This window comes from Pseudomonas sp. No.117 (assembly GCF_054558395.1).
The window spans coordinates 312,969-336,643 of record NZ_BAAJNP010000003.1 but is presented as its reverse complement, the minus strand read 5'-3'; the positions used below and the strand labels follow the sequence as shown (position 1 = coordinate 336,643).

The 23,675-nt window shown below is 69.5% G+C and carries 21 protein-coding genes and 1 riboswitch; of the genes, 12 read left to right on the top strand and 9 right to left on the bottom strand.

Annotated features, from left to right (window positions below):
- Positions 1–14: 14 nt before the first annotated feature.
- From urtD to urtA, 4 genes are all read right to left on the bottom strand, one after another.
- The gene (urtD, locus tag ACYJP6_RS08290) at positions 15–860 is read right to left on the bottom strand and encodes an urea ABC transporter ATP-binding protein UrtD (RefSeq protein WP_459474579.1); all 846 of its coding nucleotides are present in this window, start codon (positions 858–860) and stop codon (positions 15–17) included.
- A complete protein-coding gene (urtC, locus tag ACYJP6_RS08285) occupies positions 857–1,936 on the bottom strand; it encodes an urea ABC transporter permease subunit UrtC (protein WP_459474577.1) in 1,080 nt (359 codons plus the stop codon). The genes urtD and urtC overlap by 4 nt, the downstream gene beginning before the upstream one ends.
- The gene (urtB, locus tag ACYJP6_RS08280) at positions 1,933–3,501 is read right to left on the bottom strand and encodes an urea ABC transporter permease subunit UrtB (protein WP_459474576.1); all 1,569 of its coding nucleotides are present in this window, start codon (positions 3,499–3,501) and stop codon (positions 1,933–1,935) included. Before urtB ends, urtC begins: the two co-directional genes overlap by 4 nt.
- Positions 3,502–3,875: 374 nt before the next feature.
- Entirely contained in the window at positions 3,876–5,150 is a 1,275-nt protein-coding gene (gene urtA / locus ACYJP6_RS08275; protein WP_459474573.1) for an urea ABC transporter substrate-binding protein, read from the bottom strand.
- Positions 5,151–5,506: 356 nt separating this feature from the next.
- Here urtA and ACYJP6_RS08270 point away from each other — a divergent pair, with 356 nt between their 5' ends.
- From ACYJP6_RS08270 to ACYJP6_RS08260, 3 genes are read left to right on the top strand one after another with little or no spacing between them, the layout of a single operon-like run.
- Positions 5,507–6,397: an NAD(P)-dependent oxidoreductase gene (locus tag ACYJP6_RS08270; protein WP_459474571.1), complete on the top strand. Its 891-nt coding sequence runs from the start codon at positions 5,507–5,509 to the stop codon at positions 6,395–6,397.
- A 2-nt stretch (positions 6,398–6,399) separates the two neighbouring features.
- Positions 6,400–7,917 (top strand): aldehyde dehydrogenase family protein, encoded by a 1,518-nt coding sequence (locus ACYJP6_RS08265; RefSeq protein WP_459474570.1) that lies wholly within the window; start codon positions 6,400–6,402, stop codon positions 7,915–7,917.
- A gap of 3 nt (positions 7,918–7,920) precedes the next feature.
- Positions 7,921–9,075, top strand: a complete 1,155-nt coding sequence (locus ACYJP6_RS08260) for a M20 aminoacylase family protein (protein WP_459474569.1) — start codon at positions 7,921–7,923, stop codon at positions 9,073–9,075.
- 97 nt (positions 9,076–9,172) lie between these two features.
- Here ACYJP6_RS08260 and ACYJP6_RS08255 read toward each other — a convergent pair whose 3' ends face one another.
- On the bottom strand, positions 9,173–10,075 hold the full coding sequence (locus ACYJP6_RS08255) for a LysR family transcriptional regulator (RefSeq protein ID WP_145011860.1): 903 nt from the start codon (positions 10,073–10,075) through the stop codon (positions 9,173–9,175).
- A gap of 327 nt (positions 10,076–10,402) precedes the next feature.
- Between ACYJP6_RS08255 and ACYJP6_RS08250 the strand changes: the two genes are divergently transcribed.
- Together ACYJP6_RS08250 and deoC are read left to right on the top strand one after the other, a co-directional pair.
- Entirely contained in the window at positions 10,403–11,728 is a 1,326-nt protein-coding gene (locus tag ACYJP6_RS08250) for a DUF3100 domain-containing protein (RefSeq protein ID WP_459474568.1), read from the top strand.
- Between the two features lie 73 nt (positions 11,729–11,801).
- Positions 11,802–12,479, top strand: coding sequence for a deoxyribose-phosphate aldolase (gene deoC, locus ACYJP6_RS08245; protein WP_459474567.1), 678 nt, complete (start codon positions 11,802–11,804; stop codon positions 12,477–12,479).
- A gap of 110 nt (positions 12,480–12,589) precedes the next feature.
- Here deoC and cobM read toward each other — a convergent pair whose 3' ends face one another.
- The 3 genes from cobM to cbiE all read right to left on the bottom strand — a co-directional run bounded on the left by cobM (position 12,590) and on the right by cbiE (position 15,586).
- Positions 12,590–13,321: a precorrin-4 C(11)-methyltransferase gene (gene cobM, locus ACYJP6_RS08240; RefSeq protein ID WP_459474566.1), complete on the bottom strand. Its 732-nt coding sequence runs from the start codon at positions 13,319–13,321 to the stop codon at positions 12,590–12,592.
- Positions 13,318–14,040, bottom strand: a complete 723-nt coding sequence (locus tag ACYJP6_RS08235) for a cobalt-precorrin-6A reductase (protein WP_459474565.1) — start codon at positions 14,038–14,040, stop codon at positions 13,318–13,320. The genes cobM and ACYJP6_RS08235 overlap by 4 nt, the downstream gene beginning before the upstream one ends.
- 343 nt (positions 14,041–14,383) lie before the next feature.
- The gene (gene cbiE / locus ACYJP6_RS08230) at positions 14,384–15,586 is read right to left on the bottom strand and encodes a precorrin-6y C5,15-methyltransferase (decarboxylating) subunit CbiE (RefSeq protein ID WP_459474564.1); all 1,203 of its coding nucleotides are present in this window, start codon (positions 15,584–15,586) and stop codon (positions 14,384–14,386) included.
- A 97-nt stretch (positions 15,587–15,683) separates the two neighbouring features.
- Between cbiE and cobG the strand changes: the two genes are divergently transcribed.
- The 7 genes from cobG to ACYJP6_RS08195 all read left to right on the top strand — a co-directional run bounded on the left by cobG (position 15,684) and on the right by ACYJP6_RS08195 (position 23,035).
- Complete coding sequence (gene cobG, locus ACYJP6_RS08225) at positions 15,684–16,970, top strand: precorrin-3B synthase (RefSeq protein WP_459474563.1); 1,287 nt, start codon at positions 15,684–15,686, stop codon at positions 16,968–16,970.
- Positions 16,963–17,589, top strand: coding sequence for a precorrin-8X methylmutase (locus ACYJP6_RS08220; protein ID WP_459474562.1), 627 nt, complete (start codon positions 16,963–16,965; stop codon positions 17,587–17,589). The genes cobG and ACYJP6_RS08220 overlap by 8 nt, the downstream gene beginning before the upstream one ends.
- On the top strand, positions 17,589–18,329 hold the full coding sequence (locus ACYJP6_RS08215) for a precorrin-2 C(20)-methyltransferase (protein ID WP_459474561.1): 741 nt from the start codon (positions 17,589–17,591) through the stop codon (positions 18,327–18,329). The genes ACYJP6_RS08220 and ACYJP6_RS08215 overlap by 1 nt, the downstream gene beginning before the upstream one ends.
- On the top strand, positions 18,317–19,987 hold the full coding sequence (gene cobJ / locus ACYJP6_RS08210; protein ID WP_459474560.1) for a precorrin-3B C(17)-methyltransferase: 1,671 nt from the start codon (positions 18,317–18,319) through the stop codon (positions 19,985–19,987). The genes ACYJP6_RS08215 and cobJ overlap by 13 nt, the downstream gene beginning before the upstream one ends.
- Before the next feature lie 68 nt (positions 19,988–20,055).
- Positions 20,056–20,195, top strand: a riboswitch (cobalamin riboswitch).
- Positions 20,196–20,226: 31 nt separating this feature from the next.
- The gene (locus ACYJP6_RS08205; protein WP_459474559.1) at positions 20,227–21,243 is read left to right on the top strand and encodes an ABC transporter substrate-binding protein; all 1,017 of its coding nucleotides are present in this window, start codon (positions 20,227–20,229) and stop codon (positions 21,241–21,243) included.
- A complete protein-coding gene (locus ACYJP6_RS08200) occupies positions 21,240–22,274 on the top strand; it encodes a FecCD family ABC transporter permease (RefSeq protein ID WP_309759238.1) in 1,035 nt (344 codons plus the stop codon). The genes ACYJP6_RS08205 and ACYJP6_RS08200 overlap by 4 nt, the downstream gene beginning before the upstream one ends.
- The gene (locus ACYJP6_RS08195) at positions 22,271–23,035 is read left to right on the top strand and encodes an ABC transporter ATP-binding protein (protein WP_459474558.1); all 765 of its coding nucleotides are present in this window, start codon (positions 22,271–22,273) and stop codon (positions 23,033–23,035) included. Before ACYJP6_RS08200 ends, ACYJP6_RS08195 begins: the two co-directional genes overlap by 4 nt.
- Here ACYJP6_RS08195 and ACYJP6_RS08190 read toward each other — a convergent pair.
- Positions 23,020–23,538: an Mpo1 family 2-hydroxy fatty acid dioxygenase gene (locus ACYJP6_RS08190; protein ID WP_459474557.1), complete on the bottom strand. Its 519-nt coding sequence runs from the start codon at positions 23,536–23,538 to the stop codon at positions 23,020–23,022. The genes ACYJP6_RS08195 and ACYJP6_RS08190 overlap by 16 nt on opposite strands.
- Between the last annotated feature and the right edge of the window lie 137 nt (positions 23,539–23,675).

Sequence of the window (23,675 nt, the reverse complement as noted above, 5' to 3'; positions counted from 1 at the left end):
TAATTCGGCGCGCGCTAGCGCCCCAGATACACCTCGATCACCTGGTCGTTGGCCTGGACCTGGTCCAGCGAGCCTTCGGCGAGGACGTGGCCCTGGTGCAGCACGGTGACGTGATCGGCGATGCTGCCGACGAAGCCCATGTCGTGCTCCACCACCATCAATGAGTGCCGGGGCACCAGCGACTTGAACAGCTCGGCGGTGAACTCGGTCTCGGCGTCGGTCATGCCGGCCACCGGTTCGTCGAGCAGCAGCAGCTGGGGCTCCTGCACCAGCAGCATGCCGATCTCGAGGAATTGCTTCTGGCCGTGGGAGAGCAGGCCGGCGGTGCGGCCGCGCGACTCCTGCAGGCGGATGGTGGTGAGCACCTCCTCCAAGCGATCGCGCTGTTCACCGGCGAGGCGCGCGCGCAGGCTGGCCCACACCGACTTGTCGGTGCGCTGCGCCAGCTCCAGGTTCTCCCAGACGGTCAGGGCCTCGAACACCGTGGGTTTCTGGAACTTGCGGCCGATGCCGGCCTGGGCGATCTCCACCGGTTGCAGGCGGGTGAGGTCGAGGGTCTCGCCGAACCAGGCCGTGCCGCGGTCGGGACGGGTCTTGCCGGTGATGACGTCCATCATGGTGGTCTTGCCGGCGCCGTTGGGGCCGATGATGCAGCGCAATTCGCCGACGCCGATGTAGAGGTTGAGGTCGCGCAGGGCCTTGAAGCCGTCGAAGCTGACCTCGATGCCTTCCAGGCTGAGGATGGTGCCGTGGCGGGTATCCAGGCCCTTGCTGGCGCGATGGCCGAGGCCGCTGGCTTCGCCGCCGATGCCGGGGTCGAGCACCTCGGCGGCCAGAGGGGGGACGGGGGCGGCTTTCATACGTCGCGCTCCTTCTTGATGAGGCCGATCACGCCACGTGGCAGATAGAGGGTGACGACGATGAACAGGGCGCCGAGGAAGAACAGCCAGTATTCGGGAAAGGCCACGGTGAACCAGCTCTTGGCGCCGTTGACGATGCCGGCGCCGAGCACCGGACCGATCAGGCTGCCGCGTCCGCCGAGGGCGACCCAGATGGCCGCTTCGATGGAGTTGGTCGGGGCCATCTCGCTGGGGTTGATGATGCCTACCTGGGGCACGTAGAGGGCGCCGGCCAGGCCGCAGAGCACCGCCGAGAGCACCCAGACGAACAGCTTGAAGCCGCGCGGATCATAGCCGCAGAAGGTCACCCGGTTCTCGGCGTCGCGGATCGCCGTGAGGATGCGGCCGAACTTGCTCTGCGCCAGCCGCCAGCCCAGCCAGAGACTGGCCACCAGCAGCGTCACGGTGAGCAGGAAGAGCACCGCGCGGGTGCCCTGGGCGGCCACCGGGAAGCCCAGCAGGGTGGTGAAGCCGGTGAAGCCGTTGTTGCCGCCGAAGCCGGTCTCGTTGCGGAAGAACAGCAGCATGCCGGCGTAGGTCAGGGCCTGGGTCATGATCGAGAAGTAGACGCCCTTGATCTTCGAGCGGAAGGCGAAGAAGCCGAACGCCAGGGCCAGCAAGCCGGGCGCCAGTATCGCCAGGCACAGGGCCCAGAGGAAGTGGTCGGTGCCAGCCCAGAACCAGGGGTAGCTGCTCCAGGAAAGGAAGCTCATGAAGGGCGGCAGGCCGTCACCGGCGGCCTGGCGCATCAGGTACATGCCCATGGCGTAGCCGCCGAGGGCGAAGAACAGCCCGTGGCCCAGGGAAAGCATGCCGGCATAGCCCCAGACCAGGTCCAGCGCCAGGGCGACGATGGCGTAGCAGAGGATCTTGCCCACCAGGGTGAGGGTATAGGCCGAGACCTGGAAGGGGTTGTCGGCCGGCAGCAGGGACAGCAGCGGCAGCGCGAGCAGCAGGGCGAGGGCCAGGCCGAGCACGGCCAGGCTCAGGCGCGGACCGACTTTCTGCACGGCGGTGAGGGCGAGTGGCTGGTTCAATCGATGACCCTCCCCTTGAGGGCGAACAGGCCCTGGGGCCTGCGCTGGATGAACAGGATGATCAGGCCGAGGATGAGGATCTTGCCCAGCACGGCGCCGATCTGCGGCTCGAGGATCTTATTGACGATGCCCAGGCCGAAGGCGGCCAGCACGCTGCCGGCCAGTTGGCCGACGCCGCCCAGCACCACCACCAGGAAGGAATCGATGATGTAGCTCTGGCCGAGGTCGGGGCCGACGTTGCCGATCTGCGACAGGGCCACGCCGCCGAGGCCGGCGATGCCGGAACCGAGGCCGAAGGCGAGCATGTCGATGCGGCCGGTGGGCACGCCACAGCAGGCGGCCATGTTGCGGTTCTGGGTCACGGCGCGCACGTTGAGGCCCAGGCGGGTCTTGTTCAGCAGGGTCCAGGTCAGGATCAGCACGAAGACCACGAAGCCGAGGATGATCACCCGGTTCCAGGGCAGCAGCAGGTTGGGCAGCACCTGGATGCCGCCGGACAGCCAGGCCGGGTTGGCCACCTCGACGTTCTGGGCGCCGAACAGCACCCGTACCGCCTGGATCAGCATCAGGCTGATGCCCCAGGTGGCCAGCAGGGTTTCCAGCGGCCGGCCATAGAGGTGGCGGATCACGGTGCGTTCCAACGCCATGCCGATGGCGGCCGTGACCAGGAAGGCCATCGGCAAGGCCAGCAGCGGATACCAGGCCAGCCAATCGGGGGCGAGGCGTTGCAGGGTCAGCTGCACCACGTAGGTGGTGTAGGCGCCGAGCATCAGCATCTCGCCGTGGGCCATGTTGATGACGCCGAGCAGGCCATAGGTGATGGCCAGGCCCAGGGCGGCCAGCAGCAGGATGGAGCCCAGCGACAGGCCGGTGAAGGCCTGGCCGAGCAGGTCGCCCAGCAGCAGCTTGCGGTCCACCTGGGCGAGCCCGGTGGCGGCGGCCTTGCGCACCTCTTCGTTGGCTTCCACGGCCGGATCGAGCAGGGCCTGCAGGCGAGTCTTGGCCTGGGGCTCGCCGGACTCGCCGAGCAGCCGGACCGCGGCCAGGCGTACCGCCGGATCGGGGTCGGTCAGCTGGAGATTGGCCAGGGCGGCGGTGAGGGCGCTCTTGACGTCCTTGTCCGCCTCGGTCTGCAGGCGCTTTTCCAGGAAGGGGCGCTGCTCCGGCTTGGCGTCCTGGCGCAGGGCCTGGGCGGCGCCCAGGCGGACGCCGGCATCGGCGGAGAGCAACTGGCCGCTGGCCTGGGCGGCGCCGATGAGGATGCGCAGGCGATTGTTCAGGCGGATCGGCTTGGGGGTGCCGCTGGGAGCGCTGGCTTCACCCTCGGCCGCGGTATAGGTCTCGCCGGTCTTGTAGAAGGGGCGCTTGGTGTCGTCGGTGTAGAGGCGACCGTCCTGCAGCGCCTGGAGCACCGGGAGCTGGGCCGGAGCGGGCGCTGCGGCCCAGTCCTGCAGCAGTTTGGCCTGGTCGTTGGGGCTGGCGGCGGCCAGGTCGGCGGCGGGGCCGGCCTGGGCGAGGCCGGCGAGCAGCGACAGCAGGGGCAGAAGAAAAAGACGTAGGGACATGCTCGGCCTCGTCGGTGGGTAAAGGCTCCTGCGCGCCGGCTCGAGAGCGGGCGTACGTGGCCTCATTTCTGGTGCCGGGCACCGGGCCGTGTGGCCAGGTGCGCTGGCGGGCCCTCACCCCGGCCCTCTTCCAGGGGGAGAGGGGGGCAGAGCGGAGCGGTGGTGCTGCGGCGCTTCCGGTGTTGGCGGGAGGCGCCTTGGCCCTCACCCCCGGCCCTCTCGCAAAGGGACAGGGGGAAGAGCGGTTGGCCTCGGCGCGCCTCTTGCCCTCACCCCAGCCCTCTCCCAAGGGGAGAGGGGGTAAGAGCTGCACGCTGACTGGCGCTTTGCGCCCCTTTCCCTCCAGGAGAGGGGCCGGGGGTGAGGGTCAGCTGTTATTTGCCACCCTTCACCGGCTCGTCGGACTTCTTGTCGTTGCCAGGGATGTAGGGGCTCCAGGGCTGGGCACGCACCGGGCCTTCGGTCTGCCAGACGACGTTGAACTGGCCGTTGTCCTGGACCTCGCCGATCATCACCGGCTTGTGCAGGTGGTGGTTCTTCTCGTCCATCTTCACGGTGTAGCCGTCCGGTGCGGCGAAGGTCTGGCCGGCCATGGCCTTGCGGACCTTGTCGACGTCGGTGCTGCCGGCCTTTTCCACCGCCTGGGCCCACATGTGGATGCCGACGTAGGTGGCTTCCATGGGATCGTTGGTCACGGCGGTCTGGTAGTTGGGCAGGTTCTTGGCCTTGGCGTAGGCCTTCCAGGCCTCGACGAACTTCTTGTTCACCGGGTTATCCAGCGACTCGAAGTAGTTCCAGGCGGCGAGCTGGCCCACCAGCGGCTTGGTGTCGATGCCGCGCAGTTCTTCCTCGCCCACCGAGAAGGCCACCACCGGTACGTCGGTGGCCTTCAGGCCCTGGTTGCCCAGTTCCTTGTAGAAGGGCACGTTGGAGTCGCCGTTGATGGTGGAGACCACCGCGGTCTTGCCGCCCGCGGCGAACTTCTTGATGTTGGCGACGATGGTCTGGTAGTCGCTGTGGCCGAAGGGGGTGTAGACCTCTTCGATGTCCTTGTCCTGGATGCCCTTGCTGTGCAGGAAGGATCGCAGGATCTTGTTGGTGGTGCGCGGGTAGACGTAGTCGGTACCCAGCAGGAAGAAACGCTTGGCGCCGCCGCCTTCCTCGCTCAGCAGGTATTCCACCGCCGGGATGGCCTGCTGGTTCGGCGCCGCGCCGGTGTAGAAGACGTTCGGCGACATCTCTTCGCCCTCGTACTGCACCGGGTAGAACAGCAGGCCGTTGAGCTCTTCGTAGACCGGCAGCACCGACTTGCGCGACACCGAGGTCCAGCAGCCGAAGGTGACCGCGACCTTGTCCTGGGTCAGCAGCTGGCGGCCCTTCTCGGCGAACAGCGGCCAGTTGGAGGCCGGGTCGACCACCACGGGTTCGAGTTTCTTGCCCAGTACCCCGCCCTTGGCGTTGATCTCGTCGATGGTCATCAGCGCCATGTCCTTGAGCGAAGTCTCGGAGATGGCCATGGTGCCGGAGAGCGAATGCAGGATGCCGACCTTGATGGTGTCCGCAGCGTGGGCGGCGCTCCAGGGGAACAGGCCGCTCATGAGCAGGGCGCTGGCGGCGAGGGTGGTCTTGAGAAGAGGGCGGCGCTTCATGCGAATGGCTCCTGGCGAACGTGCGCTGTTGTTGGGCTGGGCTCTGGGCCCGGCGATCGTCATTTCAGGATTTGTGCCAGGGGGGCTGGGGCCGCATGGTTACTGGGCTCGGGCCGCTTGACCGATCGCTCAGGATTCTGCCGTTGCACCAGGATGGGGCGGGCGCGAGCGGGCGAATAAGGGCATGCACGATGCTGGTGCTGTCGCCGTCAGGCCAGCCCGTCTGCCGTTGCCTTTTACGCAACATGAAAGACCGAATGCCGTATTGGTAGTGATGCCTGGGGCCTCCCATACTCGATCCTCACAGGCTGGCCACTGGGCCGGTCGCCAGTCATTCGCACGCAGAGGAGCAGGGCATGGGCAGGCAGGTCGGGGTCATCGGACTCGGCAACATGGGCGGCAACATGGCGATCACCCTGGCGCGCAAGGGCGTACCGGTCATTGGGCTGGACCCCTCCAACGCCGCCTGCGAGCGGGTCGCTGCCCAGGGCGTGGCCATCGCCGGCGATCTGGCGGCCCTGGCCGCTGCCAGCGAGGTGATCGTGCTGTCGCTGCCCAAGGCCGAGCATGTCGAAGCCGTGTGCCTGGGCGAGGCGGGGCTGGTCGGTCGCGTGCGACCGGGCACCGTGGTGGTCGATACCACCACCTCCACCCCCGAGACCAGCCGCCGGGTGGCGGCGGCCTTCGCCGAGGTCAGCGCTGACTTCCTCGATGCCCCGGTTTCCGGCGGTCCGGCCGGTGCCGCGGCCGGCACCATGACCATGGTCATCGGCGGCAGCGAAGCGGCCCTGGCCAAGGCGCTGCCGGCTCTAGAGGCCATGAGCGCGACCCGGGTGCACATCGGCGCCGTGGGCGCCGGCAACATCGCCAAGATCGCCAACAACCTGCTCGCCGCGGCGCACCTGATCACCACCGCGGAAGCCGTCACCATGGCCGCTCGTGCCGGGGTCGCCCCGGAAAAGCTGATCGAAGGCATCAACGCCGGCTCCGGGCGCAGCGCCGCCAGCCAGGGCATGTTCCCCACCTGGGTGCTGAACAAGGCCTACGACTCCGGCTTCACCATGGGCCTGATGCGCAAGGACGTGGGCCTGGCCTGTGACCTCATCGCCGAGCTCGGCCTCGACCTGCCGCTGGCCGCAGCTACGGCCCAGGCCTGGGCGGCCAGTGCCGAGACCCTGGCCGATGGCGAGGATTTCTGCGCCATCGCGCGACGCACCAGCGAAGACCTGTTCGGCAAGGGGGAATGATCATGATGAACGCCAAGACTCTGGAATTGCTCAAGCCCTACTGGGGCGACCGCCAGCAGGTCGCAAGCTTTGTGGACGGCGAATTCATCGATGGCAGCGGCGAGCAGGTCGAGGTTCGCAACGCCCATGACGACAGCCTCGCCTACCGCTACCCCGATGCCGACCTGGCCGTGGTCGAGCGCGCCGATGCCGCCGCCCGCCGGGCGCGCGAGGAGTGGCGGGCGCTGACCGCCCAGGCCCGCGGACGTATCATCTATCGCGTCGGCGCCCTGATCCGCGAGGAAGCCGAGGCCCTGGCGCAGCTGGAATCCCTGACCGCCAACAAGCCGATCCGCGATGCCCGCGTCGAGGTGCTCAAGGTCGCCGAGATGTTCGAGTACTACGCCGGCTGGGCCGACAAGCTGCACGGCGAAGTCATCCCGGTGCCCACCAGCCACCTCAACTACGTGACCTACGAACCCCTGGGCACGGTGCTGCAGATCACCCCCTGGAACGCGCCCATCTTCACCGGCGGCTGGCAGATCGCCCCGGCCATCACCGCCGGCAACGCGGTGATCCTCAAGCCCTCCGAGCTGACCCCGGTGACCTCGCTGCTGCTCGGCGTACTGGTGGAGCGCGCCGGCGCGCCCAAGGGCCTGGTCAACGTCCTCGCCGGCCAGGGCCATACCGTCGGCCAGCAGGTGATCGCCCACGCCGACATCCGCAAGGTGGTCTTCGTCGGCTCGCCGGCCACCGGCCGCCACATCGCCGCCGCCGCGGCCCAGCGCTGCATCCCGGCGGTGCTGGAGCTGGGTGGCAAGTCGGCCAACATCGTCTTCGAGGACGCCGACCTGGATCTGGCCGTGCGCGGCGCCCAGGCGGCGATCTTCTCCGGCGCCGGCCAGAGTTGCGTTTCCGGTTCGCGGCTGCTGGTGCAGGAGTCCATCTACGAGCGCTTCATCCAGGCGGTAGCCCGCGCCGCCAGCCAGTTCAAGGTAGGGGATCCCAGCGATCCCGAGACCCAGATCGGCCCGATCCACAACGCCAAGCAATTCGCCCACGTGCGCCGGATGGTAGAGGGTGCCCTGGGCGAAGGCGCGCGGCATGTGGCCAATGGCGTCGAGCCGCTGCCGGCTGGGACCGGCTACTACGTCAATCCCACCGTGCTGGCCGGCCACAACGGCCTGGCCTGCGCCCAGGAAGAGATCTTCGGGCCGGTGGTAGTGGCCATTCCCTTCAAGGACGAGGCCGACGCCATCCGCATCGCCAACGACAGCCGCTTCGGCCTGGCCGGGGCGGTCTGGACCCGCGACGTCGGTCGAGCCCACCGGGTGGCTCGCGGCGTGCGCGCCGGCACCTTCTGGGTCAACGGCTACAAGACCATCCACGTCAGCTCGCCCTTCGGCGGCTATGGCGAGAGCGGCTATGGCCGTTCCTCCGGCCTCGACGCCCTGCGCGAATACAGCGAGGTGAAGAGCGTCTGGGTGGAGACCGCCGCGGTGCCCGCCGCCGGCTTCGGCTATGGCGCCAGCCTGGAGTAACCGATGACCATTCACCAATCCCTGTTGGACGATGCCCGCACCTGGCGGCGCGACTTCCACGCCCATCCCGAACTGGGTTTCGCCGAGCACCGCACCGCGGCGCGGGTCGCCGAATTGCTGGAGGGCTTCGGCCTGGAGGTCCATCGCGGCCTTGGCGGGACGGGGGTGGTCGGGGTACTGCGCCAGGGCGAGGGCCCCAGCCTGGGACTGCGCGCCGACATGGACGCCCTGCCGATGCAGGAGGTGGGGGACCTGCCCCACCGTTCCACCGCGGCCGGGCGCATGCATGCCTGCGGGCATGACGGCCATACCGCCATCCTGCTGGCCACGGCCCGCCACCTGAGCGAGAACCGCGACTTCCGTGGCACCCTCTATTTCGTCTTCCAGCCCGCCGAGGAAAATCTCGGCGGCGCCCAGCAGATGATCGAGGACGGCCTGTTCGAGCGCTTCCCGATGGACGCCATCTACGGCCTGCACAACTGGCCGGGGCTGCCGGCCGGCCAAGTGGTGGTCAATCCGGGGGCCATGATGGCCTCGCTGGACACCTTCGCCATCACCCTGACCGGCAAGGGCTGCCATGCGGCCATGCCCGAGCGCGGCCGCGATCCCATCGTCGCCGCGGCGGACCTGATCCTCAAGTTGCAGACCATCGTCGCCCGCCGCATCTCGCCGCTGGCGTCCGCGGTGGTCAGCGTGACCATGATGGAAGCAGGGGAGGCGATCAACGTCATCCCCGAGGTGGCGCGACTCCGGGGCACGGTGCGTTGCCTGGACGGCGCGGTACGGGCCGAGGTGGAGCGGCTGATCGGCGAGATCGTCGCCCAGGCGCCGCTGGCCCAGGGTGTGCGCGGCGAACTGGAGTTCACCCGTGGCTATCCGGTGACCCAGAACCATCCCGCCCAGGCGGCGCGGGTGCGCGAGGCGGCGGTTAAGGCCTTTGGTGCCGAACGGGTCAGCGACGGCGTACCGCCGTCCATGGCCTCCGAGGATTTCGCCTTCATGCTGGCGTCGCGTCCGGGGGCCTATCTCTGGCTCGGCGTGGATGGCGCCCAGCCCTCGGCGCCGCTGCACAATCCGGCCTACGACTTCAACGACGCCATCATCGAACCGGCGGTGCAGCTGTGGGCGGAGCTGGTGCGGCAGGAGTTGCCGGCCTGAGACGCCTTTAGCGTCTGTTCAAAGGCTTGCGAGCTAGAGCCAAGCGAGGCCTTTTCAACGCCATTTGGCCGACGCGCAGCGGGCTTTGGGCAGGTGCTCAGCGAAAGGCGGTCATCTGCTGCACCAGGCTCGCCCGCAACTCGTCCGCCGCACGGCTGAGCTTGCGCCCCAGGCGGGTGACCAGCTCAACGTGGGCGCGGGCGAAGCCCGGATCGGCCAGGGGCAGGGCGCGCAAGGCGCCGCTGTCCAGTTCCTGGGTCGCGGCGAACAGCGGTAAGAGGGTCACGCCGCCCTGCTGGGCATAGTGCTTGAGCAGGGTGAAGGTGTTGCAGGTGAGGGTCGGCGCCAGGCGCTGGCCGGCGGCCTGTTCCACGGCATCGAGCATCTGGCGGATACCGTAGGAGATGTCCGGTAGCGCCAGGCGGTGCCGGCCCAGTTCAGCCAGTGCGATGGGACCCGCGGTCGCGGCCAGCGGATGCTCCGGCGCTACCAGCGCATAGAGCGGCTGCGGCCGGCTGCCATGCACCCGCAGGTGCGGATCGCGCGGCGGATTGAATACCAGCCCCAGGTGCGCCTCGTCCTCCATCACCTGGCGGATCACCTCGTTGGTACCCACCACGTTGACCCTGACCTCGATGTCCGGATGCCGTGCGGAAAATTCGCCCAGGCTGCGCGACAGATCGCCGATGAAACCCTCGCCGATGGCCAGCGCCACGTTGCCGGTACGCAACCCCTGGAGGTCGGCGATGGCATCTCTCAGGCCGTCGAGCTGGGTCTGGCGCTGGCGGAAATAGTCCAGCACCAGGCGGCCGGCTTCGGTCGGAGTGATGCCGCGGCGGTGTCGCTCGATGAGATCGACGCCCAGTTCCGCCTCGACCTGGGCGATCTGCCGGCTGACCGCGGAAGGGGCGATGTCCAAGGCGTCGGCAGCGGCGCGCACGCTGCCCAGGCGCACCGCCTCGACGAAATAATGCAAACGCTGTTCGTGAATCCCACGCATCCTTGTGTTCTCGTAAAGGCAACGGAAAAGGCCATTTCCAGTATTGGAGAGAGAACAAGGCGCTGTCCATACTCGGCCCAAGACCACGGCCGCCCCGGCCTGGCCGAGGCCCGCGACCCAGAGGGCCGGAGCGGCGGAACAACTCCTGGAAAACAGCGTTCTTCCCGGCACTCCCGCTTCCGGACATCCGTGCGACCTCGACCAGCCCTCCTAGAACAGCCGGGTCACGCTCCCTCGCGGAGCCTTCGTTTCTGCCCAGCGAGCCTCGCCGCTCGCGTCTGCCAACATACCAACAACCGAGCCCGCGAGTGGGCCGCAGGGGGAAGAATGAGTGCCAATCCGACTCTAGCCGTCGGCCAGGACCGCGCGGTCAGCGATACCGTCAAACTCTACATCTGGGCAGCCCTGGTGCTGCTGATCGCCGAGCTGGTCGGCGCCATCAGCATCCCGCTGGGGCCGGGCAAGGTGGTCCTGCTGCCGATGATCTGGGCATTGCTGCTGGGGGCCGCTATCGGTCTCGCCGGTCCGCGCCTGCCCCAGGGCCTGAGCGTCAGCCGCAGCGCCCAGGTGCGCTCGGCGGCCATCCTGCAATACGCCCTGCTGATCTTCATCGCCAAGCTCGGCCTGGTGGTGGGGGGCTCGCTGCCCACGGTGATCGCCGCGGGCTGGGCGCTGGCCTTCCAGGAGCTGGGACACTTCGTCGGCACCATCCTACTCGGCCTGCCGGTGGCTCTGCTGCTGGGCATCAAGCGCGAGGCCGTAGGCGCCACCTTCTCGGTGGGCCGCGAACCGAGCCTGGCGATTATCGGCGAGCGCTACGGCATGGACTCTCCAGAGGGCCGCGGCGTACTCGCCGAATACCTCACCGGTACCCTGATCGGCGCGGTGTTCATGGCCATCGTGGCCGGCTTCATCGCCAGCCTGAACATCTTCCATCCCTATTCCCTGGCCATGGGCGCCGGCATCGGCTCGGGCAGCATCATGGCCGCCGCGGCCGGTGCGGTGGCCGCCCAGCAGACCCCCGAGGTGGCCAAGGAGGTCATGGCGCTGGCCGCCGCGGCCAACCTGATCACCACCACCCTGGGCACCTACTTCACCCTGTTCATTTCCCTGCCGCTGGCGGTCTGGGGCTATCGGGTACTGGAGCCGCGTATCGGCCGCACCACCAAGGCCTCCTTCACCCAGAGCGCGGTGGACCAGACGGTGGTGGACGAGCCGGTGGAGCTGGGTTGGTCGGGCCGCCTGAGCGCCTGGCTGGCCGCCGCGGCCCTAGCCCTGCTAGGCACCTTCGTCGCCACCAAGGCCTTGCCGGCCGCCGCTCTCACCGCGGTGGCGCTGATGATCGCCGCGGCCTTCGTCGGCGAACTGCTCTGCCAGCTGCTGCGCCGCAAGGTGCCTGCGGTGTGCTGGGTGTCGCTGGTGGCCATGTTCCTCACCTCGCCCTGGTGCCCCTGGGCGCCGCAGATCACCGCCGCCTCCAACAGCGTCGGTGTGCTGGCGGTGATCACGCCCATGCTGGCCTTCGCCGGCCTGTCCATCGCCAAGGACATCCCCGCCTTCCGCCGCCTCGGCTGGCGCATCGTGGTGGTGTCCCTGACCGCTGGCTTCGGTACCTTCATCGGGGCGGTGTGCATCGCCGAGCTGTTCCACTGATGACCTCCCTGGCTCCGGTCGCCGTACCGGGGCCAGGCGTCCATACTGCGGCCTCTCGTCCCTGGAGGTTTCCATGCAGCCCGATGCCCCTTCGCTCGCAGCCCATATCGATCACACCCTGCTCGCCGCCGATGCCAGTCGCGCGCGTATCGCCCAGCTCTGTGCGGAGGCCGTGACCCACGGCTTCTATTCGGTGTGCGTGAATTCAGCCCAGGTCCCCTATGCGGCGGCGCAACTGGCTGGCAACCCGGTCAAGGTCTGCGCCGTGGTGGGCTTTCCGCTGGGCGCCGGCTTGAGCGCGGCCAAGGCCTTCGAGGCCGAGAGCGCCATCGCCGCCGGGGCGGGAGAAATCGACATGGTGCTCAATATCGGCTGGCTCAAGGACGGGCTGCTGGACGAGGTCGCTGTCGACATCGCTGAAGTGTTGGCCGCCTGCGGAGAGGTGCCGCTCAAGGTAATCCTGGAGACCGGCCTGCTCGACGAGGCCCAGAAGCGCCAGGCCTGCCGCCTCTGTCGTGAACTGGGGGTGGCCTTCGTCAAGACCTCCACCGGCTTCGGTCACGGCGGCGCGACCCTGGAAGACGTCCGGCTGATGAGGGAGGAGGTGGGGCCGGAGATGGGGGTGAAGGCTTCCGGCGGGGTACGCGACCGCGCCACCGCTCTGGCCATGCTGGAAGCGGGTGCGACCCGATTGGGGACCAGTTCGGGGGTGGCCATCGTCACCGGTAGCGAGGGTGAGGCGGGGTATTAGGGCAGGACGAACGTAGGTTGGGTTGAGCGCAGCGAAGCCCAACGGTGCTGCGTCGAACCTTGGGTGTGTTGGGCTTCGGCGATAAGGCCGCCTCAGCCCAACCTACGGGGTTAGCCCGGCCCCTGCCGATAGAGCTTGGAATCGCTGAAGTCCCCCGGCGCCAGCACCTCGCCGACCAGGATCAGCGCGGTGCGGCGAAAGTCCTTGTCGCGTGCCCGTTCGACGATGTCGGCCAGGGTGCCCTGGACGCTGTCCTGGTCCGGCCAGCTGGCACGGTGGACGATGGCCACCGGGCAGGCGGGACCGTAGTGCGGTAGCAGGTCGGCGACGATGCGCTCCAACTGGCCGACGCCCAGGTGGATGGCCAGGGTGGCGCGGTGCCGGGCCAGATCGGCCAGCGCCTCGCCTTCCGGCATGGCGGTGCGACTGGCATAGCGGGTGAGGATCACCGTCTGGCTGACGCCGGGCAGGGTCAGTTCGCAGCCCAGCAGGGCGGCGCAGGCGGCGGTGGCGGTCACGCCGGGGACGATCTCGTAGGGAATGCCCAGCGCCTGCAGGCGGCGGATCTGCTCGCCGATGGCGCCGTACAGCGAGGGGTCGCCGGAATGCACCCGGGCCACGTCCTGGCCGCGGGCGTGCGCGGCGGCCAGGTGGCCGACGATGGCATCCAGATCCAGGTGGGCGGTGTCTATCACCGTCTCGGCGCTATGGCCTTCCAATACCGCGGGTGGCACCAGGGAGCCGGCATAGAGGATCACCGGGCACTGGCGGATCAACCGCTGGCCCTTGACGGTGATGAGGTCGGGATCGCCGGGGCCGGCGCCGATGAAGTGGACGGTCATGGGATTTCCTCGGCGAGGGCGGCGAGCAGCTCGGCGACGCTGGCGAATTCGCGGTCGACGGCGGGCAGGGCGGGGCGACTCAGGACCAGCACCGGCAAGCCGCGCTCGCGTGCCACTTGCAACTTGGGCTGGGTGGCGGCGCTGCCGCTATTCTTGCTGATCAGCACATCGAAGTTGCCCTGGGCGAACAGGGTGCGCTCGGCCTCCAGGGCGAAGGGGCCGCGGTCGGCGATGATCCGAGCTCGTTTGTTGCTGGGCTGAGCGTCGAGCAGGCGCAGGGTCCAGAACTGGTGGGCGGGGATCTCTGCCAGATGCTCCAGGGGTTCGCGACCAAGAGTGAAGAAGGGGCGGGCGAAGGGCGCCAGGGCTGTCTGCAATTCGCGCCAGTCCGCAACCTCGCGCCAGTCGTCTTCCGGGCCCGCTTGCCAACCGGGGCGGCGCAGCGCCCAGCAGGGGATACCGGCACTGGTCGCCGCCTGGGCAGCGTTGTGGCTGATCTGCGCCGCATAGGGGTGGGTGGCGTCCAGCAGCAGCTCGATGCCTTCCGCCCGGAGAAAGGCGGCCAGGCCTGCGGCGCCACCGTAGCCGCCGACCCGTACCTGGCAGGGCAGATCTTGGGGCACCCGGCCGAGGCCGGCGAGGCTGTAGAGGGCGTCCGCCGGTAGTCGATGCGCGATGGCCAGGGCTTCGGTAGTGCCGCCGAGCAGGAGGATCTTCATGGGATCGCTCCGACGCTGTCGTGGGCGTGCACCCTCACCCCCGGCCCTTCTCCCAGGGGGAGAGGGGAGCAAAGCCGGTGCCTTGGGTTGAGTTGCGGAACAGGGGTCTGGGTCCCGTAGGCAGCATTCCCGCTGGTCATTGCAGCTTGCTCAGAAAAAGTAGTGGGCGTTAGCCCGCATGCCAGACTTGCGACCCGCCGCCGAACGACCCCCTCGCACCTAAAGGGAGAGGGCTGAGGTGAGGGGGCGAGGCGCTGCTTACCGCCGCGGATTAAAGGGCCATGCCAAGCCACCCCCTCTCCCCTCGGGGAGAGGGTTGGGGTGAGGGGGCCACGTCCAACACTCACGGCTTCACCACCTCCAGCAAGGTGATGGGCAGCGCCGCGCGCCAGGTGTCGAAGGCGCCCAGTGGTTGCGCCTGGGCCACCTGCAGGCGGGTCAGGTCGCCGCCGTGGCGTTCGCGAAAGGCCACCAGGGCGGCTTCGGTCTGCAGGGTCACGGCATTGGCGACCAGGCGGCCGCCGGGTTTCAAGGCCTCCCAGCAGGCGTCCAGCACACCGGGTGCGGTAAGGCCGCCACCGATGAAGATGGCGTCCGGCGTGGCCAGGCCGGCCAGGGCCTCCGGCGCCTGGCCGGCCACCAGCTGCAGCGCCGGGGCGCCGAGCTGGTCGCGATTGTGGAGGATATGCGCCTGGCGTCCGGCGTCGGCCTCGATGGCCAGCACCCGGCAACTGGGATGGCTGCGCGCCCATTCGATGCCGATGGAGCCGCAGCCGGCGCCCACGTCCCACAGCAACTCGCCGGGGCGCGGCGCCAGGCGCGCCAGGGTCACGGCGCGCACGTCTCGCTTGGTCAACTGGCCGTCGTGGCGATAGGCACTGTCTGGCAGACCGACGGTGAGTGGCAGACCTGCCGCGCCGCTTTCGCTCAGGACCTCGATGGCGACCAGGTTGAGCGCCGCCGCCTCGACCAGCGACCAGTCCTGGGCACGACCGGCAACCCTTCGTTCCAGCGGGCCGCCCAGGTGCTCCAGCACCTGCAGCTGGCTGGCGCCGAAGCCCTGTTCCACCAGCAGCTCGGCCAGGGCGGCGGGACTGCTACCGTCGTTGCTCAAGACCAGCAATCGGGCGCCCGGGTGCAGATGGCGTACCACGGCGGCCAGGGGGCGGGCCACCACCGACAGCAGGGTGACGTCCTGCAGCGGCCAGCCGAGGCGAGCCGCGGCCAGGGAATAGGAGGAGGGCGCCGGCAATACCTGCAATTCGTCGGCCGACAGCTGGCGCGCAAGGCTGGCACCGACGCCGAACAGCATGGGATCGCCGCTGGCCAGCACGCAGACCGGGGTGCCGCGCCGGTCCAATACCGGGGCCAGGGCGAAGGGCTGCGGCCAGGGCTCGCGAGAGGCGCGAATGCAGGGTGGCAGCAGCGCCAGCTGGCGCGGGCCACCGATGACGACCCCTGCCTCCAGCAGGGCGCGGCGCGCCTGCTTGCCGAGGCCGGGGTAGCCGTCTTCGCCGATACCCACCACGGTCAGCCAGGGAATCATGAACAAACCTCATCGAACGTCGGCCGACCGGGCGTTTTCAAGGGGTCGGGCAAAGCGGGCATAATAGCGTCTTTCCCGTCCAGCCCGACCTTCCGCCGTGAATCCTTCGCTTCCCTCCGCCACCGTCCCGCGGCCTTCGGCCTGTCCGGGCCTGCTGCGCATCGTGCCCGCGCGCGATGGCGGCCTGTGCCGGGTGAAGTTGCCGGGAGGTCGGCTGGCGGCAGACCAGGCGCGGGCCATCGCTGCCGCCAGCGAGCGCTGGGCGAGCGGTGTGCTGGAGCTGACCAACAGGGCCAACCTGCAACTGCGGGGCGTGCGTCCGGACGGCGCCGATGCCCTGGTGGCTGCCTTGCAGGCCGCCGGCCTCGGCCCTGGCGATCCCGCCGCCGACGACGTGCGCAATCTGCTGCTCAGCCCCTCTGCCGGCCGCGATCCGCAGCAGCTGCAGGACGTCCGCCCCCTGGCCGCCGAACTGCTCGCCCTCCTGGAAGGCGACCGCCGCCTGCATGGGCTGTCGGCCAAGTTCGCCCTGCAACTGGACGGTGGCGAGGCCCTGGCGCGGCTCGACCATCCCCATGATGTCTGGCTGTCGGCCCGTGCCGAGGGTTATGTGCTCGGTCTCGCCGGCACCCCGCTGGACGCACCCCTGGGCCTGATCCCCGCGGGACGCGAGGTTGCCACGGTGGCGACCCTGCTGCATCGCTTCCTAGATCTGGCTAACCCCGAGCAGAGCCGCATGCGACAGCTGCTGGCGCAACGGCCGGTCGAGGAACTGCTGGCCGGTCTGGATCTGCTGCCGACGCCGAGCCACCCACGCGCGCCAGCGGAAATCGCCAGGCGCCTGGGTAACCATCCTCAGCGCCAACCTGGCCTGTGTTGGGTCGGCGCCCAACCTGCCCTGGGCCGCCTGCCGGCCACGACTCTGGTGGCAGTCGCCGACCTGGCCGAGCGCCTGGGCAATGGCGAACTGCACCTGACGCCCTGGCAGGGCCTGTTGCTGCCGGATGTATCTGTCGATCAGGCGCCCGAATTGCTAGCCGCCCTGGCAGCGCTGGACCTGACCACCGATCCCGCCGCGCCCCTGGCCCGGCTGATCGCCTGCACCGGCAGCGTGGGCTGCGCCAAGGGCCAGGCCGATACCAAGGGCGATGCCCTGCGCCTGGCCGAACGGCTACCGGCCGGCGTGGCGGTGCATCTCTCCGGCTGCCCGCGCAGTTGCGCCCTGGCCGGCCAGGCACCCCATACGCTGCTGGCCGTGGCCCCCGGCCGCTATGACCTCTTCGTGCGCGACGCCACCCAGCCCGGTCCGGGCCGGCGGCGCGCCACCCACCTTTCTCTCGACGAGGCCGCCGCCTGGCTAGCCCGGAGCCCTAGTGATGCTTGAGTACGAACGCGACGGCCAGGCGATCTATCGCCAATCCTTCGCCACCATCCGCGCCGAGGCCGATCTCTCGGCCATTCCCGCCGACCTGGAAAAGCTCGCCGTGCGGGTGATCCACGCCTGCGGCATGGTCGACGTGGTCCAGGACCTGGCCTTTTCCCCAGGTGCCGGCGCGGCCGGTCGCGCGGCCCTGGCGGCCGGTGCGCCCATCCTCTGCGATGCGCGCATGGTCGCCGAGGGCGTCACTCGCACTCGCTTGCCAGCGAACAATCAGGTCATTTGCACCCTGCACGACGACGGCATCCGCGAGTTGGCCATCGAGCAGGGCAATACCCGTTCCGCCGTGGCCCTGGAGCGCTGGCGGCCACACCTGGCCGGCAGCGTTGTAGTGATCGGCAATGCCCCCACCGCGCTGTTCTACCTGTTGGAAATGCTCGACGCCGGCGCCCCCAAGCCGGCGCTGATCCTCGGCATGCCGGTGGGCTTCGTCGGGGCGATGGAGTCCAAGGACGCCCTGGCCGCCGACAGTCGCGGCGTGCCCTATGTCATCGTCCGCGGCCGCCGCGGTGGCAGTGCCATGGCCGCCGCCGCGGTCAACGCCCTGGCCACGGAGGTGGAGTGATGGCCGGCCGCCTGCTCGGCCTGGGCGTCGGCCCGGGCGATCCGGAACTCATCACCGTGAAGGCCCTGCGCCTGCTGCAGGGCGCGCCGGTGGTGGCCTATTTCGTCGCCAAGGCCAAGGCCAATGTCGGCCAGGGCGGCAATGCCTATGGCGTGATCGAGGGCTATCTGCTGGATGGCCAGCAGCGCCTGCCGCTGGTCTATCCGGTGACCACCGAGAAGCTGGCGCCGCCGCTGTCCTACGAGACGGTGATCGCCGATTTCTACGACACCGCCGCCGCCCAGGTGGCCGACCACCTGGATGCCGGCCGCGACGTGGCGGTGATCTGCGAGGGCGATCCCTTCTTCTACGGCTCCTACATGTACCTGCACGATCGCCTGGCCGAGCGCTACGAAGCCCAGGTGGTACCGGGGGTCTGCTCCATGCTCGGCGGCGTGGCCATGCTCGGTCTGCCGCTGGTCTATCGCAACCAGACCCTCACGGTGCTCTCCGGGGTGCTCTCCGCCGAGGAACTCAAGGCGCGCCTGGCCAGCGCCGACGCCGCCGTGGTGATGAAGCTCGGCCGTAACTTCGAGAAGGTGCGCCAGGTCTTGCGCGAGCTGGGCCTGGACGCGCGCGCCCGCTATATCGAGCGCGCCACCATGAGCAACCAGCGCATCGTGCCGCTGGACGAGGTGGAGCCCATGGCCTCGCCGTATTTCTCGCTGGTGGTGGTGCCGGGGGTGAAATGGAAGGGTTGAGCCCGGCCATCGTCATCCTCGGCCCCGGTGCCCTGGCCACCGCCCGCCGCCTGCAGGCCGGCTTGCCGGGTAGCCAGGTGCACGGCCTCGCCGGACGGGTCGAGGGCGATGTCAGCTACGATGCCTTCGGCGACCAGCTGCGTGAGCTCTATCGGCAGCAGCGGCCGCTGGTGGTGCTCTGCGCCGCCGGCATCGTCATCCGTACCCTGGCGCCGCTCTTGGACGATAAGACCGCCGAGCCGCCGGTGCTGGCGGTGGCCGAGGACGGCAGCGCCGTGGTGCCGCTGCTGGGCGGCCTGGCCGGGGCCAATCGCCTGGCCCGTCAGCTCGGTACGCTACTGGGCGTGGCCCCGGCCATCACCACCAGCGGCGAACTGAGATTCGGCACCTGCCTGCTCGATCCGCCTACCGGCTATGCCTTGGCCGATGTCGACGTGGCCAAGCACCGGGTGGCCGATCTGCTGGCCGGTGAGCCGGTGCGCATCGAGGGCGAGGCGCCCTGGCTGGACGAGGTGCCCCTGGCCCGCGATCCCGCCGCGCGACAGCGCATCCTGGTCTCGCCACTGGCCAGCACCGACGATCACACCCTGCTGATCCATCCCCGCGCGGTGTTGGTGGCGGTACGCGCCGATGCCACCGCGACTGCCGTCAGCGAATTGCTCGCCAGTACCGGCTATGCGCCAGGCGCCGTCGCCGTGCTCCTGGCGCGGGCGGAAGACATGGCCACGCCCGCCCTGGCCGAGCTGAGCCAGGCGCTGGACGTACCGCTGAGATTCGTCGACGCCGGCACCCCGGACTTCGCCCAGGCGACCGTCGACCGCGCCCAGGAGCGTGGCATCGCCCTGCACCTGCACCCGACGCCGCTGGACGCCGATCGGCTCGGGCAACGCCGTGGTCGCCTCAGCGTGGTGGGCCTCGGCCCCGGCGCGGCCGAACTCATGGCCCCGGTGGTGCGCCGCAGCCTGGACCAGGCCCAGGACGTGCTCGGCTATGCCACCTACGTGAACATGGCCGGTCCCCTGCGACCCGACCAGCTGGCCCATGCCAGCGACAACCGCGAGGAGCTGCAGCGCGCCCGTCACGCCTTCGAATTGGCCGCCAGCGGTCGGCGCGTGGTCATGGTGTCGTCCGGTGATCCGGGGGTCTTCGCCATGGCCGCGGCGGTGCTGGAGGTGCTGGAAGGCGCTGCGGATCCGCGCTGGGCAGCGGTGGAGCTGGAGATCCTGCCGGGCATCACCGCGGCCATGGCCAGCGCCGCCCTGGCGGGGGCGCCCCTGGGCCACGACTTCTGCCTGATCTCCCTGTCCGACAACCTCAAGCCCTGGGCGGTGATCGAGCAGCGGCTGCGCCAGGCCGCCGCGGCGGACCTGGCGATGGCCTTCTACAACCCCATCTCCAAGGCCCGTCCGCATCAGTTGGACCGGGCCCTGGACGTCCTGCGCAGCTGTCGCCCGGCGACCACTCCGGTAATTCTCGGCCGCGATGTCGGCCGGCCCGGTGGCGGTCTCGAATACACCAGCCTCGGCGCCTTGCGCAGCGATAGGGTGGATTCACGCACCCTGGTGATCCTCGGCTCCAGCCATACCCGGCGTTTCCCGCGGGCCGATGGTGGCGAATGGGTCTATACGCCACGCTGGTATGATTCTGAATTGTTATAAAGTAACATTCTGGCGCGTTTGAGAAGTCGCCGGCCGAGCGCGGGCACTTTCCAGGCGAAACCGGTGCTTGAAGATTGGTCGCCGCTGGTTCACCGTCGGCGACACCTCAGATCCGCTGGCGGGAAGCCGGTGCAAATCCGGCGCGGTCGCGCCACTGTGAGTCTCCTTCGGGAGATGAGCCAGACCTTGCCAGGGGACACCAACCATCCACAAGGGACGCGTCATCCCAAGGAGAGTCCATGCTTCGCCGTCTTTCGCCGCTGCTAGCCGCTGCGGCACTGTCCGTTTCGTCCTTCACCGCTCAGGCCGCCACCCACTATCCGCTGACCGTGCACAACTGCGGTCGCGACCTGGTCTTCGAGCACACGCCGCAACGTCTGGTCAGTATCGGCCAGGCCAGCACCGAGCTGCTGTTGCGCCTGGGCGTTGCCCCGCGGATGGTGGGCACTGGCGTCTGGTTCGGTGGCTTGCCCGTGGATCTGCAGGCAGAGGGCAAGGGCGTCCCGCGCCTGGCCGACAACGCGCCCAGCTTCGAGGCCGTGGTCGGTACCCGGCCGGACCTGGTGGCGGCGCAGTACACCTATCATGTCGGCCCCGGTGGCGAGGTGGGCGACTTCCCGCGCTTCGCCGACCTCGGCATCGCCGCCTACGTGGCGCCCAGCGATTGCGAGGGCAAGGCGGTGACCGCCGATTCCAACAGCGACGGCAGTCGCAGCGCGCCCTTCGACATGCAGCTGGTGACCCGTGAAGTGCACGAGCTGGCGACCATCCTCGATGTGCAGCCGGCCGGCGACCGCCTGGCGGCTGAGTTGGACCGGCGTATCGCCGCCGCTGGCGAGCAAGCCAAGGCTGCCGGGGTGCAGGGGCGCTCGGTGCTGTTCTGGTTCTCCAGTACCCGCCTGGAAGGGGATCCCTGGGTAGCCGGCAACCTCGGTGCGCCCGCCTGGATCGCGCGCGCCCTGGGGCTGCGCAACGTGGTGGACAGCGCCGAGGAATGGCCGGCAGTGAGCTGGGAGCGCGTCGCCGCCCTGGACCCGGACTATATCGTGGTGGCGCGCATGGACCGCCGCCTGTACCCGGCCGACGACGTCGACAAGAAACTGGCCTTCCTGCGCAGCGATCCCCTGACCCGCGAATTGCGCGCGGTGCGCGAGAACCACCTGCTGGTGGTGGACGCCCCGACCCTCAACCCCTCGCTGCGGGTGGTGGATGGCGTCGAGGCCCTGGCCAGCGCCCTGGCCAAGCCCAAACCATGAGCCTGCCCCTGGCGGCCGAAGGCGCCCGGCCCTGGCGCTGGCTGCTGGGCCTGGCCGCCGTGCTGGCGCTGGCCGCCAGCGTGGTGTTCGCGGCCTCCTTCGGCGAGATGCCCATCGCCCCCCTCACCAGCCTGCAGGCCATCGCCAATGGTCTCGGTCTGGGCCCCTATCCGGTGGAGCGCATCGTCCAGGGTATCGTCTGGGAATACCGCTTCAGCCGCGCCCTGGTAGCGGCCTGCTGCGGCGCGGGCCTGGCGGTGTCCGGCGCCATCCTCCAGGCGCTGCTGCGCAACGCCCTGGCCGAACCCTATGTGCTGGGGCTGTCGGCCGGCGCCTCCACCGGCGCGGTGCTGGTGATGCTGCTGGGCGTCGGCGGCGGGGTGCTCGGGGTGTCCCTGGGCGCCTTCCTCGGCGCCATGCTGGCCTTCACCGTGGTGCTGCCCTTTCTCGGCAGCGGCGGCAGCACCCGCATCATCCTCGCCGGGGTTGCCGCCTCCCAGCTGTTCAATGCCCTGACCGCCTATATCGTCGCCACCGCGGCCAACGCCGAGCAGGCGCGTAGCGTCATGTTCTGGCTGCTCGGCAGCCTGTCTGGGGTGCGCTGGCCGGATGTCTGGCTGGCCGGCGCCGTGGTCCTGGGTGGCCTGCTGGTCTGCCTCGCTTGCGCCCGGGCGCTGGATGCCTTCGCCTTCGGCGAGGACGCCGCCGCCAGCCTAGGGGTGGCGGTGGGTCCGCTGCGCCTGCTGCTGCTGGCGGTCACCGGCCTGATCACCGCCTGCCTGGTCAGCCTGGTGGGGGCGGTGGGCTTCGTCGGCCTGGTGATTCCCCATGTCGCGCGCTTCCTGGTCGGTCCCGGCCACGGTCGCCTGTTGCCCACCTGTGCCCTGATCGGCGCCCTGTTCATGGTGCTGGCCGATATCGTCGCCCGCACCCTGGTGGCCAAGCAGACCCTGCCCATCGGCGTGGTTACCGCCCTGGTCGGGGCGCCGGCCTTCGCCTTCATCCTCTATCGCGCGCGGGAAGTCCGATGAGCCTGGCCGCCCGCGACGTGTCCTGGAGTGCCGGTGGCCAGCCGATCCTGCGCGGGGTGACCCTGCAGGTGCCGCCAGGTGGGGTGCTCGGTCTGCTCGGTCCCAATGGCTCGGGCAAGTCCAGCCTGTTGCGACTCTTGGCCGGACTACGGCGAGCGGAGGAAGGTGCCGTCAGCCTCGACGAGACCCCGCTGAATCAGTTGCGCCGCCGCGACCTGGCCCGTCGGGTGGCCCTGGTGGAGCAGCAGGCCGGCACCGAGGCCGACCTCTCGGTGGCCGAGGTGGTGCGCCTGGGCCGCACGCCCCATCGCGGTCTGCTCGATGCCTGGAGCGCCCGCGACGCCGAGGTCTGCCAGCGTGCCCTGGCCCAGGTGGGGCTGGCTGCCAAGGCCGGGCGCCGCTGGCACAGTCTTTCCGGCGGTGAACGCCAGCGCGCCCAGATCGCCCGTGCCCTGGCCCAGGAGCCCAGCGAACTCTTGCTGGACGAACCCACCAACCACCTGGATATCCAGCACCAACTGGAGATCCTCGACCTGGTGCGCCGCCTGCCGGCCACCTGCGTGCTGGCCATCCATGACCTCAACCTGGCCGCGCTGTTCTGCGATCGCCTGGCGGTACTGCGCGACGGTCGCCTGGTCGCCGAGGGCACGCCGGCCGAGGTGCTGACGGCGGAGCTGATCCAGCAGGTATGGGGAGTGAGAGCCGAGGTCAGTCCGCACGGTCCCGAGGCCCGGCCGACGATCCGCTATCGGCTGGGCTGACGGCGGCGCACCGGGCCGGCCCGTTCCTCGATGGTCCGCCGCAGGGCCGGGCGGCCACCCAGCAGGAACACGGCTTCGGTCGCGATGAACAGCGGGCCGATGGCCAGCCCGGCGAGATCGTCGAGAAAGGCCGGCTTACGTCCTTCGTAGTGGTGCCCGACGAACTGGATGGCCCAGCCCACCACGAACAGGCCCAGGCCCCAGGCCAGCCATAACGCTGTGCTCTGGGCTGCCAGCAGGGCGCCCAGCCAGAGAGCCAGCGCGAGCAGGGCGGTCATCAGCAAACCGAGCGGACGATCCAGGCGCAGATAGAAGATCGCCACCGCGCCGGCGACCGCCACCGCGGGCGACAGCGGACAGCCTGCCAGGCTAAGCGTCGGGCGGGACAGCAGGATGGCCACCGCCAGGACGATCAGCAGGATGCCGGGAAAATGGCTGGCGATGTTGCGCGGATCGCGATGATAGCTGGCGTACTGGCTGAGATGATCTTCCAGGGTCTTCATCGGCAGGCTGCCCACACGGCTGGTAGGAGGTCCAGCATGCGCCTGGACGGTCGTGCTGTCTGCCTGACCTGCGAGGGTCGGCATTGCGGTGATCGCCCCTTCGCTCGATAATCGGCCAAAAGCCTGCCGAGGATAGG